General features: G+C 37.6%; 10 protein-coding genes. All 10 read right to left on the minus strand.

All coding sequences use genetic code 11. The features are described from left to right. Window positions 1–158: 158 nt before the first annotated feature. On the minus strand, window positions 159–1,496 hold the full coding sequence (gene glnA / locus NQ185_RS03030) for a type I glutamate--ammonia ligase (protein WP_257580072.1): 1,338 nt from the start codon (window positions 1,494–1,496) through the stop codon (window positions 159–161). 120 nt (window positions 1,497–1,616) lie between these two features. Then, window positions 1,617–2,888, minus strand: coding sequence for a methionine gamma-lyase family protein (locus tag NQ185_RS03035; RefSeq protein WP_257580073.1), 1,272 nt, complete (start codon window positions 2,886–2,888; stop codon window positions 1,617–1,619). 15 nt (window positions 2,889–2,903) lie between these two features. Further along, on the minus strand, window positions 2,904–4,154 hold the full coding sequence (gene hflX / locus NQ185_RS03040) for a GTPase HflX (RefSeq protein WP_257580075.1): 1,251 nt from the start codon (window positions 4,152–4,154) through the stop codon (window positions 2,904–2,906). A gap of 121 nt (window positions 4,155–4,275) precedes the next feature. Next, window positions 4,276–5,217 carry a stage V sporulation protein K gene (gene spoVK, locus NQ185_RS03045; protein ID WP_257580076.1) on the minus strand — a complete coding sequence of 314 codons (942 nt, stop codon included), beginning with the start codon at window positions 5,215–5,217 and terminating at the stop codon, window positions 4,276–4,278. A 358-nt stretch (window positions 5,218–5,575) separates the two neighbouring features. Then, a complete protein-coding gene (hfq, locus tag NQ185_RS03050) occupies window positions 5,576–5,803 on the minus strand; it encodes an RNA chaperone Hfq (protein WP_213128153.1) in 228 nt (75 codons plus the stop codon). Window positions 5,804–5,832: 29 nt separating this feature from the next. Further along, a complete protein-coding gene (gene miaA / locus NQ185_RS03055) occupies window positions 5,833–6,765 on the minus strand; it encodes a tRNA (adenosine(37)-N6)-dimethylallyltransferase MiaA (RefSeq protein WP_373370778.1) in 933 nt (310 codons plus the stop codon). A gap of 66 nt (window positions 6,766–6,831) precedes the next feature. Beyond that, window positions 6,832–8,472, minus strand: a complete 1,641-nt coding sequence (locus tag NQ185_RS03060; protein ID WP_257580078.1) for a glycerol-3-phosphate dehydrogenase/oxidase — start codon at window positions 8,470–8,472, stop codon at window positions 6,832–6,834. 41 nt (window positions 8,473–8,513) lie between these two features. Then, window positions 8,514–10,007, minus strand: coding sequence for a glycerol kinase GlpK (glpK, locus tag NQ185_RS03065; protein ID WP_257580079.1), 1,494 nt, complete (start codon window positions 10,005–10,007; stop codon window positions 8,514–8,516). A 135-nt stretch (window positions 10,008–10,142) separates the two neighbouring features. Further along, complete coding sequence (gene mutL, locus NQ185_RS03070; protein WP_257580080.1) at window positions 10,143–12,014, minus strand: DNA mismatch repair endonuclease MutL; 1,872 nt, start codon at window positions 12,012–12,014, stop codon at window positions 10,143–10,145. Window positions 12,015–12,844: 830 nt separating this feature from the next. Continuing rightward, window positions 12,845–15,409, minus strand: coding sequence for a DNA mismatch repair protein MutS (mutS, locus tag NQ185_RS03075; protein WP_257580081.1), 2,565 nt, complete (start codon window positions 15,407–15,409; stop codon window positions 12,845–12,847). Window positions 15,410–15,465 lie beyond the last annotated feature (56 nt).

Below are 15,465 nucleotides of genomic sequence, written 5' to 3' on the forward strand. Positions count from 1 at the left end.
TCCCAAAGGGTATAAACTGTCCCTGTACGATAGAATATGTACCACCTGAAAGTACATAATATTTTATCATAGGTAAAACAGCATATCAAATGATTAAATTCAAAAACTTTTCATAATTTGTCAAAAAGCTCTGGCTTTCGAGCCAGAGCTTAATATCCTTAGTACATCCTTATATACTGTTCTCTTTCCCAAGGGTGGACTTGGGTTCTAAACATATCCCATTCAATCTCTTTGGCTTCTACGAAATTTTCGTAAATATGTTTGCCGAGGCCAGCTTTAATCACTTCATCTTGCTGTAATTGTTCAATTGCTTCATGAAGATTTGCCGGAAGATCAATGACTCCTTCTTCCAATCGCTCACTTTTATTCATACTGTATATATTTCTATCCACAGAATGTGGTGGAATTAATTGATCTTCTATCCCGCTCAGTCCTGCTTTTAATAGGACTGCCATCGCAAGGTATGGATTTGCGGTTGGGTCGACACTGCGAACTTCAATCCGTGTACTTAATCCCCTTGATGAAGGAATTCTCACAAGCGGGCTTCTATTTTGTGCAGACCAGGCTATATAGCACGGAGCTTCATAACCGGGTACTAGCCTTTTATATGAATTTACTGTCGGATTTGTGATTGCTGTAAAGCCTGGTGCATGCTTAATGATTCCAGCTAAAAATTGATAAGCCGTTTCACTCATTTTTAATTCTCCGTTTTCATCGAAAAATGCATTCTCGCCATTTTTAAATAATGACATATTAAAATGCATTCCCGATCCGGCAACACCAAATAAAGGCTTCGGCATGAAGGTAGCATGTAATCCATGCTTTCTAGCAATAGTTTTGACGACAAGCTTAAACGTTTGGATTTGATCGCAAGCTTTTACCGCATCCGCATATTTAAAATCAATTTCATGCTGTCCCGGAGCTTCTTCATGATGGGATGCTTCTATTTCAAATCCCATTTCCTCTAATTCAAGCACGATGTCACGGCGACAGTTTTCACCAAGATCAGTTGGAGCAAGGTCAAAATAACCGCCGTTATCATTCAAGTCAAGCGTAGGATCGCCATTATCATCTAACTTGAATAAAAAGAATTCTGGTTCTGGGCCAAGATTAAAATTAGAGAAACCGAATTTTTCCATTTCCTTTAATACTCTTTTTAAATTACTGCGAGGATCTCCCGGGAATGGTTTTAAGTCAGAACCGTATACGTCACAAATCAATCGTGCTACTTTTCCACCTTTTTCAGCAGTCCATGGAAAAATTACCCATGTATCTAAATCAGGATAAAGATACATATCCGATTCTTCAATTCTTACGAATCCTTCAATCGAAGAACCGTCAAACATCATTTTATTATCCAATGCTTTTTCCAATTGACTGATTGGAATTTCGACGTTTTTCACTGTTCCTAAAATGTCGGTAAACTGCAGCCTAATAAATTTCACGTTCTGTTCTTCGGAAAGTTGTAAAATACTTTCTTTTGTATACATACCCATTTTTCCCTATGTCCTCCTGTTTGAATAGACGTCTCTTCTTCATAAAAATGTACTTTAAAATTTTACAAAAAAAATGAAAAAAAAGACAGCTATTTTTTTGCCGTCTTTATTATATATTCCTTAATTAACTTTAATTAAACCTTTTTCAATCAAACGATTAAGGGCCATCGTAATGGCAATTTTTACATGTGCATACGTTAACCCGCCCTGAACATATGCTGTATATGGCGGTCTAATTGGACCGTCTGCAGATAATTCAATACTAGCCCCTTGGATAAATGCTCCAGCAGCCATGATCACATCATCTTCATATCCAGGCATATAACTTGGATATGGCGTGACATAGGAGTCCACTGGTGATGCGTATTGAATGGCCTGGCAAAATTCAATCATCATTTGCTCATTATCAAATTGGACGGATTGTATGAGATCTGTTCTTTTTGCATCCCATTTTGGAAATGTAAGGAGTCCCATACGCTCAAGCAAGGCTGAAGTAAAGACGGCACCCTTTAATGCTTGGCCTGTTATATGTGGGGCTAGAAAAAATCCTTGATACATTTCAAGTAAACTATATAAAGAAGCTCCTGCCTCAGATCCGATTCCTGGTGAGGTCATCCGGTACGAGCATGCTTCCACCCATTTCTTCTTCCCAACAATATACCCACCCGTTTTCACAATTCCTCCACCTGGGTTTTTAATGAGGGACCCGGCCATAAGATCCGCACCTACATGGCATGGCTCCATTTCCTCTACAAATTCCCCGTAACAATTATCAACAAAAACAACTACTTCAGGATTAATTTCTTTAACAAAACGAACCATTTCTTTAATATCTTCAATTGTAAATGAAGGTCTTTCAGCATAGCCTTTTGATCGTTGGATTCCAATCACTTTTGTGTTTGTCTTCATCAATTTGCCAACAGCGGAAAAATCGATTTCTCCTTTTTCCGTAAGCTCTACACAACGATAACTAATTCCAAAATCCTTTAACGACCCACTATTTTCTCCCCGAATCCCGATAACCTCTTCTAAAGTATCGTAAGGTTTCCCTGTTATATATAAAAGCTCATCTCCAGGGCGTAAAATTCCAAATAGTGCAATCGAAATGGCATGAGTCCCCGAAATAATTTGTGGACGAACTAATCCCGCTTCAGCACCGAATACATCAGCGTATATTTTTTCTAATTCATCTCTGCCGATGTCCCCATAGCCATATCCAGTTGAAGGAGTAAAGTAAGTATCACTCACACGATGATCTTGGAAGCTTTTTAATACTCGAAATTGATTAATCTCGATCATCCGGTCAATTTCCTTATGTATAGGGGAAATTTGATTTTCCACTTCTTCAATAATGGTTTGTAAATGTTTGCTGTATTGTAGATCAAGATTCATGAAGACATACTCCCTTTAACTCTCATATATTTTTAATGACCCCATTACTGGATGGTCTTTATGTACATAGCCCTTGCACTTGTATGCCTGGTCGTCCTCAATAAAAATGAGTTCACGTAAGATCGTATCATTTTTTAATACTGAAAGCAGCCTTCCTTCATTTGACGGAATGACAACTTGATAGTAGTGCATACTTAATACAGCCATTTCTTCAATTCTTTTCTTTAATTGATTTCGATCCTTTTCATCAAAGGCACTCATAATAAAATTCTCACCGGAGCTTGGAACAAAATCAGCATGTGTTTCATCAGCCTTATTGTATACAGTAAGTTGAGGCAATTGATCCATTTCTAATTCCTTTAAAAGTTTTTGAACTGTTTTTTCATGGTTTACATAATCCGGATTCGAACTATCTACTACATGAAGGATTAAATCAGCATCTTTTACCTCTTCTAGTGTTGACCTAAAGGCCGCAATTAATGAAGTAGGCAAATCTTGAATAAACCCGACGGTATCTGTAATGATGGTAGAATAACCACTAGGAAGAACAAGTTTTCTTGTCATTGGATCTAGTGTGGCAAATAATTGGTTTTCTTCAAGGGTATCAGCAGTAGAAAGGCGATTAAATAAGGTTGATTTTCCAGCGTTCGTATAACCGACAATGGCAATTTGGAAAGCTTTATTTCGTTTTCTTCTTTCCCTGTAGCGCTCTCTTTGTTCAACAACTAGCTGTAATTGTTTTTTTATTTCATTTATTCTTCGGCGAATATGGCGTCGGTCCGTTTCAAGCTGTGTTTCACCAGGACCCCTCGTGCCAATTCCGCCGCCAAGTCTTGAAAGGGCAATTCCTTGGCCTGCTAGCCGCGGTAATAAATACTGAAGTTGAGCATATTCCACTTGGAGCTTCCCTTCCTTTGATCTGGCTCGTTGTGCAAATATGTCTAATATGAGTTGGGTACGATCCAAAACCCTTGCATTTAGGCTATTTTGTATATTCCGCAATTGGCTTGGAGTCAGTTCATCATTAAAAATAATGATATCCGCCTCAAACTCTTCTTCTAATTGATGAAGTTCCTCCAACTTTCCCTTTCCTATGTAAGTTGCGGGATGCAATCTTTCTTGTTTTTGAGTAAGAGTTGCAACTGTCTCACCTTTAGCGGTTGATACTAAAGAACCAAGTTCAGTCATGGAATATTCAAATCGATCATCTTTATCTTGTAGTTGACAGCCAACAAGGATTGCTTTTTCCTTATTATTATCCTGCAAGAAAATCCCTACTTTCTTTCAAATGCCATAGTCCAATAATATCAAAAAGTGTAGTGAAAAACGAATCGCTAACCTAAAAATAAAAGACTGTCCCGAATGAGGAGGAACAGCCGCTTTCATATTAAGTTGCCTCAGGAAATATAAAATCCTCACTAATTAAGGACGATAAAATCGTTCGTTCCAAATGATGTTCGTTTAATAACCGCATTGCTTGAGAGCGAATTGCTTTTTCAATGACGTTCCGTACATATCGACCATTTGAAAAACTATCCCCTTTTATTCCTCTTACATATAATAGATGATCTTTTAATTTTGTTTCTGCATCTTTACTAATCGTATATTCTTTTTCATTGAGCATTCGCTTCCCTATTTCCATTAATTCATTGACCGTATAATCGGGAAAGTGAAAAACGAGCGGGAAGCGTGATTGCAACCCTGGATTTAAACTTAGGAAATATTCCATTTCTCTTGAATAACCAGCAATAATTAATATAAATTCATTTTGCTTATCTTCCATATGCTTGACTAATGTATCAATCGCTTCTTTTCCAAAATCTTTTTCCCCACCCCGACCTAACGAATATGCCTCATCAACAAAAAGAATGCCACCAGATGCTTTTTTAATTAAATCGCGCGTTTTTTGAGCTGTATGACCAATATATTCTCCGACTAAATCTGCTCGCTCCGCTTCAATTAAATGTCCTTTTGGGAGTACATCCATTTTTTGAAACAGCTTGCCGATTAAACGAGCGACAGTTGTTTTACCAGTACCAGGATTGCCTTTAAACATCATATGAAGGACTTGCTGACCAGCTTTTAAACCTGCTTCTTCTCTCTTTTTATTGATATATATCCATGCATAAACTTCTTTCATCATTTTTTTGATTTGATCCATTCCAACAAGTGCATTCATTTCATTTTCAATTTCATTTAATACCGCATGTTCATGTGATAATGGTTTAGAAGATATGGCAGTACTCTGAACTTTTATTTTTTCTCTTTTGTTCACATTTAACATTATGCTGATTTGCCCATTATTTTTCATTCGTATTGGCTCACTCATCCCCATCACCTCACATTCAAAACCAGTATACGCCCAGAAAAGAGATTGGTGCTAATTTTTTTAAAATGAGCCCAAACTACACGTTCTACATTATATTCACAACATTTCAAGGAAATGAAATAAACCGTCCTATTCTACTTATAAGAACACCACTTCTAAAAAAGTGAAAGTACTTAAGTATAATAGGACGGCTATTTTTTATTTATTCAGCTACAGTGCCTATCGACTAGCTAACTTCTTGTCCTTCTCGCTTGCGTAGTGAACATCGATTAAACTTGCAGGCTTATCGTGTTTTCATAATCTCTGCCTGCGGCCGTGAAGTTTTACGTCGATTAGCATGGCACTTCCGCTTTTCTTATTACTCTTCAAAATTAATTTGTACGTTGCGTTGAGGAGAGAAAGTGGAGATAGCGTGTTTGAAAACAAGCTGTTGCTTCCCTTCACTCTCAAATAATACGGTAAAGTTATCAAAGCCTTTAACATTTCCTCTTAGTTGAAAACCGTTCAATAGGAATACAGTGACAGGTACTGATTCCTTTCTTAGTTGATTTAAAAATTGATCTTGAATATTAACTGGTTGTTTCATACAAATGGCCTCCTCGTTTATCTCTATACTTATGTATTCGATTTTATTTGCAGCTTTCCTGCAATGAAATCAATAATCTCTGTTGTTTTTTTCAAGTGTTCCCTTTCTTCGGTCATATCAAACCATGTGACATCCATTTTATTGCGAAACCATGTTAGCTGTCTCTTTGCATAGTTACGAGAATTTTTCTTTAATTGGACAATCGCATCTTCAAAAGGAATGTTCCCATCTAAAAAATCGTATATTTCTTTGTACCCAATTGCTTTTACTGATTGGGCATCCCTAGATATCCCCCCATTATAAAGGCTTTCGACCTCATTTAAAAGCCCAGCTTTAAGCATGATGTCCACCCTTTTATTGATTCGACTATATAATAAATCCCTTTCCATTGTAAGTCCAATTAGAGCCGTATCATAAAAATAAGATTTTTGTTGTTCACTTTGCATTTCCGTCATTGTTTTACCGGTGTTTTCATAAATCTCCAGTGCCCTTATTACCCTTCTAACATTATTAGGATGAATTTTCTTAGCACTCTCGGGATCAATGGATTCAAGCTGTTTATAAAGTTCTAGATGATTCTTATCGAGTAGGTCTAACCTCGGATGTTCACTTGCACTTTCGGAAAATTGATAATCATACAAAACGGATTGGATATAGAGGCCAGTACCTCCTACAATGATAGGAATAGCGTGGCGATCTGCAATTTCAGTTATTTTTTGCCTGACTAATGTTTGAAATTCCGCAACCGAAAAAGTTTCGTCAGGTTCCTTTATATTAATGAAATGGTGTGGGATTCCTTCCATTTCATCAGCTGTGATTTTTGCAGTTCCAACATCCATTCCTCGGTATACTTGCATAGAATCTCCGCTAATAATTTCCCCGTTAAAACGTTTAGCTACTTCTATGCTTAATTTTGTCTTACCTACTGCAGTAGGGCCAACTATAACGATTAATTTCTGCATATTCTTTGCGACCTCTTCACTATCACGTATTAAATTCGTCATAGTCTATATCTTACCAATTTCATTTCAAACTTTAAAGCCAGCCACCTTTATTGCTTCATTTAATTCTTTCTCGTAATCTTCAATTTGATTATCATTCCATTTATATATTTTTGCCATTATTTCCATTACATTAAACTTCCACTTTTCCACCTCATGAAAATTGAAGTAAAGCCATCCTGTACGACGAATAAAGAAGTCAATCGGTTTTATAGTCATCTCATAATGAATGGCATACATCAATTGAGCATATATTGTCGGGGGTAATGACGAATCTTTTTCAATAAATGGATAAACATCATCAATATTCGAACCGTAAAAAGCGGCAAGCCGTTCAACCTCGTCTTCAGTTATACCAAGGAATTTTGATTTTTCCTTTTGGTCATTAATGAATGCATGAAACTTTTCTGAACCACCGAGATCTCCCCCAGATATTGGCAAGGTTTTCGTTTTTGATGGTTTATAATGATTCGGATTGCTTTTGCTTAGTTCCTTAGCAATCAGATTTACGGTCGTCTCGGCCATTTTTCTATAACCAGTCAATTTACCGCCGGCAATGGTGATTAATCCACTATTAGAAACCCATATTTCATCTTTTCGGGAAATTTCGGACGGCTTTTTTCCATCTTCATAAATTAGCGGCCGTAATCCTGCCCAACTCGATTCAATATCATTCATCAGTAGGTTCAATGTCGGAAACATATAGTGTATGCATGCTAATAAATAATCAATATCCCCTTGCATTGGTTTTGGATATTGGATTTCTCCATCATAAAATGTATCGGTTGTACCTACATACGTTTTACCAGCCCTTGGAATTGCAAAGATCATTCGACCATCAGGTGCATCAAAATAAACAGATTGTTTTAAAGGAAACTTTGACTGATCAAAAACGAGATGAACCCCTTTGGATAGCTGCAAGTGTTTCCCTTCTTTGGAATGATCCATTAAACGCAGCTCATCAACCCAAGGTCCCGTCGCATTAATGATGATGTTTGCATAGATGGTATATTCATTGCCAGAACACATATCTTTAATGATTGCACCAATTATTTTCCCACTTTCATCATAAAGAAGCTTTTCAACTTTCGCATAATTAACGATATCAGCACCATGCTCATTCGCAGCTTTAATGACTTCGATTGTGAGTCTTGCATCATCTGTACGGTATTCTACATAGTATCCCCCACCTAATAAGCCATCTGTCTTGATTAGAGGCTCCTTTAAAATCGTTTCCTCTTTCGATAATATTTTCCGCCGTTCTTCTTTTTTAACCCTCGCTAAAAAATCGTATACTTTCAGTCCAATTGAAGTAGTAAACTTTCCAAATGTACCTTTTTCATAAAAAGGAAGAAGCATCCATTCCGGAGTCGTAACATGCGGTCCATTTTCATAAACGATGGCACGCTCTTTTCCGAGATCCGCTACTTCTTTTATTTCCAATTGTTTTAAATATCGTAATCCGCCGTGGACGAGTTTTGTTGAACGACTAGATGTTCCTGCTGCAAAATCCTGCATTTCAACAAGTGCTGTTTTCATACCCCTTGTAATAGCGTCAAATGCGATACCTGCTCCTGTAATGCCTCCACCAATTACTAATACATCATATTGGGTCTTCGATAGTTTATCCAATTGATTTTCACGGTTTAATCCTGATAAATTTTTCACATTCTTCCTTCCTTTCAAAAGGATATGGATGAAAGAAGTACTTATTTTTTAAAATGAGTGGCTGCTTGAACAGCTATTTTCCAACCAGAGTATAAATCATTTGAAGTTTCAAGTGCCATTTTAGGTTCGAAGCGCTGATTCAATTCCCATCTTTTTGTAATTTCTTCCTTGCTTCCCCAAAAGCCAACAGCAAGTCCTGCTAAATAAGCTGAACCAAGTGCGGTTGTCTCATTGATTTCCGGTCGTTCTACCCCTGTTCGCAAAAGGTCACTTTGAAACTGCATTAAAAAGTCATTCGATACAGCTCCACCGTCAACTCTTAATGTTTTTAACGATATTCCTGAATCCGCTTCCATTGCCATCAACACATCTTTCGTTTGATAAGCCAAGGATTCTAACGTAGCTCTTATAAAATGCTCTTTTGTAGTGCCTCGCGTCAAACCAAAAACAGCCCCTCGTACATCGCTATCCCAATACGGTGTACCAAGACCCACAAAGGCTGGGACAACATAGACACCATCTGAAGAATCAACACTTAAAGCGTATTGCTCGCTCTCCTTTGCATCCTTGATCATTCTTAATCCATCTCGCAGCCATTGTATCGCGGAACCAGCAACAAAAATACTGCCCTCTAAAGCATATTCGACTTTACCATCCAATCCCCATGCAATCGTTGTTAATAATCCATTATCGGAGCTTACAGGTTCTTCACCTGTATTCATCAACATGAAACAGCCAGTTCCATATGTGTTTTTAGCCATTCCCCTTTCAAAGCAAGCCTGACCAAATAAAGCCGATTGTTGATCACCGGCAATGCCTGCAATTGGAATTTTTTGACCAAAAAAGTGATACGTTGCTGTATGGGCATAAATTTCTGATGAAGGGCGTACGTCAGGAAGCATTGTTCTAGGAACATCCAATAATTCCAATAAATCTTCATCCCACTTAAGTTCAAAAATATTATACATCAACGTTCTACTAGCATTTGAATAATCTGTCACGTGTACTGAACCGCCTGACAGCTTCCAAATGATCCACGTATCAATCGTGCCGAATAAAAGCTTCCCTTGCGTCGCTTTTTCTCTTGCTCCATCAATGTGATCGAGGATCCATTTTACTTTTGTTCCGGAAAAATAAGGGTCAATAAGCAGTCCCGTTTTGCTTCTAAAGATATTGTCTAAATTTTTTTCTTTTAAATCCTTACAAATTTTTTCAGTTTGCCTTGACTGCCACACGATAGCGCGGTAAATCGGTTTTCCCGTTTCTTTATCCCATACGACAGCTGTTTCTCGCTGATTTGTAATTCCAATTCCCGCAATTTGAGATGGTTTAACACTAGCTTCTGTCAAACAAGTGGCAATAACGGATAAAACGGAACCCCAAATTTCGTTTGCATCATGTTCCACCCAACCTGAATGTGGAAAATATTGAGTAAATTCTTTTTGAGAAATATGCTTTATTTTGCCTTCTTTCGTAAACAAAATTGCCCTCGTACTTGTCGTTCCTTGATCAAGAGACAATATGTATTTTTCCACTAGGCATCCACTCCTCATTTTCGCTTAGAATATAATAAGTATAACAAAATGAGGTAATATTTGTTAAAAAATCACATTCAGTTTACATAATATTGTTATGGTATATAAAAAAAGACCTTCAACAGGTCTCTATATTCACATAATTCTCTTAAACATTTTTTCTATTTCATAAGTTGAAAAATGAATAATAATAGGACGTCCGTGCGGGCAAGTAAACGGATCCTCGGTCCTCCGTAATTCATTTAATAATGCTTGGATTTCATCGTTGCGTAAATATTGATTTGCTTTAATGGAAGCTTTACAGCTCATCATAATGGCTGCCTCCTCCATAATTTTTTTAATATCTATCTTCTTCATCGTCAGCAACTGCTCAATCATTTCTTCGATTATCTCTTTTTCCTGCCCCTTAGGAAACCAGCTTGGATGGGATCTGATCATATAACTACTCATCCCGAAATCTTCTAAAAATATACCAATCTGTTCTAAATCGTCTTTGTATTCTTCTATTTTAATAAATTCATCACGAGAGAACTCCAGGTGTAAGGGGACAAGCATTTCCTGCACTTCTTTATCCACTTCCCCTACCTTTTCACGGTAATATTCATACTTAATTCTCTCCTGAGCAGCATGCTGATCAATCATATAAAAACCTTGATCATTTTGTGCGAATATATAGGTGCCATGCATTTGCCCAATAGGATATAAAGGTGGAATTCTATTATTTTCCTTAGGCGGATCATTCTTTAAAACAGGTTTTTCTATTGGTAGATGATCATCAACTTGAGCTTCATTTGCAATAAACCCAGGAGTAAATCTCTCTTCTGCGGGCTCATATAACTTTTTCATTTCCTCAGTAGGCAAAAGTGGCTCTTTTTGTATGTTATTTTGTTTACTTTGATACTGAGTATTGATATTGAATGGATTTTTTTGAGCAACTTGACTGTTATCCAGTTCCAGCGACGTTTGCTCTGAAATATTGATTTGCCTTTTTTTAGCTTGAACATTGCTTGACGGTATAAGCTCCCTCGTTTTAAAGGCAGCTTTTATTGTTGATGTAATCAGTTCATTTAATTCTATTTCTTTACTTATTCGCACTTCCATTTTTGCGGGATGAACATTCACATCTACAAGAATAGGGTCCATCTCAATTGATAATAGAACGATAGGGTAGCGATTGATGGGTAAAAGAGTATGATAACCTTCTAACACTGCCTTTATGAGTGAATAATTTTTAATAAATCTTCCATTAATCATCGTAGATAAGTAATTTCTAGAAGCCCGTGTCACTTCAGGAAGTGAAATAAAGCCGGATACTTTAAAATCAAGTGACTCTGTTTGAATAGGAATCATTTTTTTAGCTATTGGGACTCCGTATATAGCAGCTAGTACTTGACGGACATCACCATTTCCTGTCGTATGCAGCAAAAGTCGTTCGTTATGGCGTAGTCTGATTGAGACTTCCGGATGTGCAAGGGCAATGCGGTTTACAATATCTGAAATATGACCAATTTCAGTGTGAATCGTTTTTAAATATTTTAAGCGGGCAGGAGTATTGAAAAATAAATTAGTAACTGAAATATCAGTTCCTTTTCTTGCAGCAGCCTTTTCATGACGAATCAACTTTCCGCCTTCAAGATTCACCCTTGTACCATCTTGACCAGCCTTCGCTGACACTAACTGCAAATTAGACACAGAAGCGATACTTGGCAGAGCCTCTCCTCTAAACCCAAGTGTTCTAATTCGAAATAAATCATTCTCATCTTTTATTTTACTAGTTGCATGCCTTTTAAAGGCAAGGAGTGCATCCTCTTCCCCAATACCATTTCCATTATCGATCACGCGTATTTTGCTTAGACCCGCTTCTTCTATATCTATTTCAATAACTGAACTTTTTGCGTCAATTGAGTTTTCTAGTAATTCCTTTACGACAGAGGCTGGGCGCTCCACTACTTCGCCAGCCGCGATTTTATTTGATAAAGAATCATTTAATTCTATGATTTCGTGCATAGCCCATTGCCTCCTTACGTTTTTCTTGGCTCTTAGCATTCAGTGGGTCAGACGGGATAAATTTACATAACACGCGTCCCACCTGCCACCGTTGATTTCCGTTCCAGGCGGACGCTTTCCGGGGGGCGTGCGGTGAGCCTCCTCGGTCGCTTCGCGCCCTGCGGGGTCTCACCTGTCACGCTAATCCCCCAGGAGTCGCCGCCTGGAACGTAGATCAACTAAGATATTCTTTTGCCCATAGTGGGATGACTGATCCTTCCTTGTTCTCAAATCTCTTCCTTTTGTTAGTGGGCAATGTAATTCACGTACAATTGCTTCTTAGGTATCCAGTTGTTTCAATAGGTCAGGATTATCCGGAAACAACTATAACGTCCAAAAAGTTCCACAAATAGGAAAATAAAAATTCTTTGTAAAAGATACAAACTTAAGTCTTTTGCAGAAACCTTATTATCATCAAGAAGATGTACTATAGTTCCTTAACGGTCCTATTTTCTCTTCAATAATTTAATCTTTTTTAAAGCCTCTTTACTAAGGGATCGTTGCTTTTAAAACAAAATCTTATAAAGGTTGATTGTAGCGAAAGTGCGAGACTCCTGGTCGGCTAAAGACGGCCACGTCCTGTGGCCTACGCCGACACTAGGACGTCCTGTCCATCGCGGGATCTGCGGGACAGGTGAGACCCCGCAGGCGTTTACGCCAAGGAGGCTAACCGCCCGCCCCGCGGAAAGCGAGCAACTGTAGCGGAAATCAACCAGGCACTACCTTGGTAAAGGAACAATGTATACAGAAAAATTTTATAAAAAGCTTGAAATTTCGAGAGCTTATATTTATCATTTTAATTTTTTTTGTATTTCAAAAAGACTATTCATTGCTTGCATTGGGTTCATTTCCATTATGTTTAGATTCCTAAGTTCATCAAGGATTTTCCGCTCATGATCTGAAAGTTGATTCTGGGTTGGCTCGGAAAAGAAAGCAAGTTGTTCATTTACATGTTCTTGTCTTTTTGAATGTCTAGTATTTTCATTTTCTAATTCATTCAAGATTTCTGTAGCCCGGTCAATAAGTACTTTTGGAAGATCAGCAAGCTCGGCAACGTGAATGCCATAGCTTTTATCAGCAGGTCCAGCTTTTACTTTATGAAGAAATACTAGTTTTCCTTGTTGTTCCACTGCACTTACATGGATGTTTTTCAGTTGCCCTAATTTTTCCTCAAGTGCCGTCAACTCATGATAATGTGTGGAAAATAGTGTTTTTGCCCCAATTCTATCATGTATATATTCGATGATTGCTTGTGCTAATGCCATACCATCATATGTCGAAGTGCCTCGGCCAATTTCATCGAATAATATTAAACTATTTTCAGTCGCATTGGCAATTGCATTTTTTGCCTCTAACATCTCTACCATGAAAGTACTTTGTCCAGAAATCAAATCATCTGCTGCTCCTATCCTTGTAAATACTTGGTCAAAAATAGGAATATTTGCGTTTTCTGCAGGCACAAAGCAACCAATTTGGGCCATAATCGCCGTTAATGCAATTTGTCTCATAAATGTACTTTTCCCAGACATATTTGGCCCTGTTATCAGGTACATCTCTCGTTCAGCATCCATCATACAATCATTCGGTACATATTCCTGCGACCCCATTACCTTTTCAACAACAGGATGACGACCATTTGTAATGTGAATCACACGATTTCTGTTAAAGGATGGTCGGACGTAATGCCTGGATTCACTGACAGTCGCGAAGCTTTGGTATACATCTAACTCACTGATGATTTTTGCCGCTTGTTGTATTCTTGGTATATATGTTTTCACTGTTTCACGAATTTCCATAAATAATGCGTATTCTAGATCAATACATTTTTCTTCTGCTTGGAGAATAAGAGCTTCCTTTTCCTTAAGCTCTGGTGTAATGTACCGCTCCGCATTCGCTAATGTTTGTTTACGTTCATAACGTCCTTCTTCAAGTAAATGGACATTCGCTCGAGTAACTTCAATATAATAACCAAAAATACGATTATAGCCGACCTTTAATGATTTGATGCCAGTTCTTTGTCTTTCCTCTTTTTCAAGTTCAGCAATCCACTGTTTTCCGTTTCGGCTCGCATCTTTATATGTATCCAATTCTTTATGATAGCCATCCTTAATGATTCCACCTTCTTTTATGGAAAGCGGGGGAAGATCAATGATTGATTTTTCAAGCAGATCCGTCAATTCCTCGCATGGGTCTAATTTTTCTGCTAAGCTTTGGGCTTCACTCTGATCAAGCTGATGAACTAATGAAATAATTTCTGGTATTTGTAAAAGCGATTTTTTTAGTTGAATAAAATCACGGGCATTGGCATTTCCAAACGCTACCCTTCCGGAAAGTCTTTCAAGATCATACACACCTTTTAACAATTCACGAAGCTCTTGGCGCTCAAAATAATGATGTAGAGTTGTTTCTACTAGATTCACTCTTTTTCCAATTTCTGCTTCGTTGATTAGTGGGCGGTCAATCCATTGTTTCAGCATTCTTCCACCCATTGCGGTTACTGTTTCATCCAATAGCCATAATAGTGTGCCCTTACTTCCTTTTCCTCTTATCGATTCTGTTAATTCAAGATTTCTTTTTGAATAATAATCAAGTTTCATATATTGATTTACTTCATATTCAGAAAAAGGCTGCAGATGGTCTAAACTCCGCTTTTGTGTTTTCTTTAAATAATGAAGAAGACGGTTCGCCGCGGTTTGCAATCTTTCATTCGAGAGTTTCACAATTATATTGATGAATTCATCATCATTGTTTACATTTTCTTCAATGGAAATTATCGCGCTCATTCGCTCATTTATTTTTTTCTTAAGTTCGCTGTCAAAATTTGAATCTACTACAACTTCTTTCGCCCCGATTGTAAACAATTCATTTAATAATACTTCATGGGAGCCTGTTATAATGGTTGCTTTACTTTCTCCAGTCGATAGATCATTAAACGCAATTCCGTAAGTATTCTCATCAAACATCGTAATCGATGTAATATAATTATTCTCTTTCTCGAGTAATCCTTTCCCTTCCATGACGGTTCCAGGAGTAATAAGTTGCACAACCTCTCGCCTGACAACGCCTTTTGCTTGCTTCGGGTCTTCTGTTTGTTCACAAATTGCAACTTTATATCCTTTTTGTATCAAAACTTCTATATAGCCAGCAGCGGCATGGTAAGGAACTCCGCACATTGGAATGCGTTCCTTCGTTCCACCCTCTCTACTAGTTAACGTTATTTCTAGTTCTTGTGAAGCTTTTATAGCATCTTCAAAGAACATTTCATAAAAATCTCCAAGGCGAAAAAATAAAAAGGCATCTTCATAATTTGCCTTTACTTGCAAATATTGTTGAATCATTGGCGTATATTGACCCATTTTTTCATAATTCCTTTCCGTTCAAAGCTTATCGTGATTAGTATAACATATTCATA

It is taken from the genome of Lederbergia panacisoli, assembly GCF_024626525.1.
Taxonomy (GTDB): domain Bacteria; phylum Bacillota; class Bacilli; order Bacillales; family Bacillaceae_C; genus Lederbergia; species Lederbergia panacisoli.

Bases quoted from the DNA above. Each gene is read 5' to 3' on its own strand.
- glnA (WP_257580072.1), bottom strand. From the start codon at position 1,496: ATGGGTATGTATACAAAAGAAAGTATTTTACAACTTTCCGAAGAACAG.
- NQ185_RS03035 (WP_257580073.1), bottom strand. From the start codon at position 2,888: ATGAATCTTGATCTACAATACAGCAAACATTTACAAACCATTATTGAA.
- spoVK (WP_257580076.1), bottom strand. From the start codon at position 5,217: ATGAGTGAGCCAATACGAATGAAAAATAATGGGCAAATCAGCATAATG.
- hfq (WP_213128153.1), bottom strand. From the start codon at position 5,803: ATGAAACAACCAGTTAATATTCAAGATCAATTTTTAAATCAACTAAGA.
- miaA (WP_373370778.1), bottom strand. From the start codon at position 6,765: ATGCAGAAATTAATCGTTATAGTTGGCCCTACTGCAGTAGGTAAGACA.
- mutL (WP_257580080.1), bottom strand. From the start codon at position 12,014: ATGCACGAAATCATAGAATTAAATGATTCTTTATCAAATAAAATCGCG.
- mutS (WP_257580081.1), bottom strand. From the start codon at position 15,409: ATGGGTCAATATACGCCAATGATTCAACAATATTTGCAAGTAAAGGCA.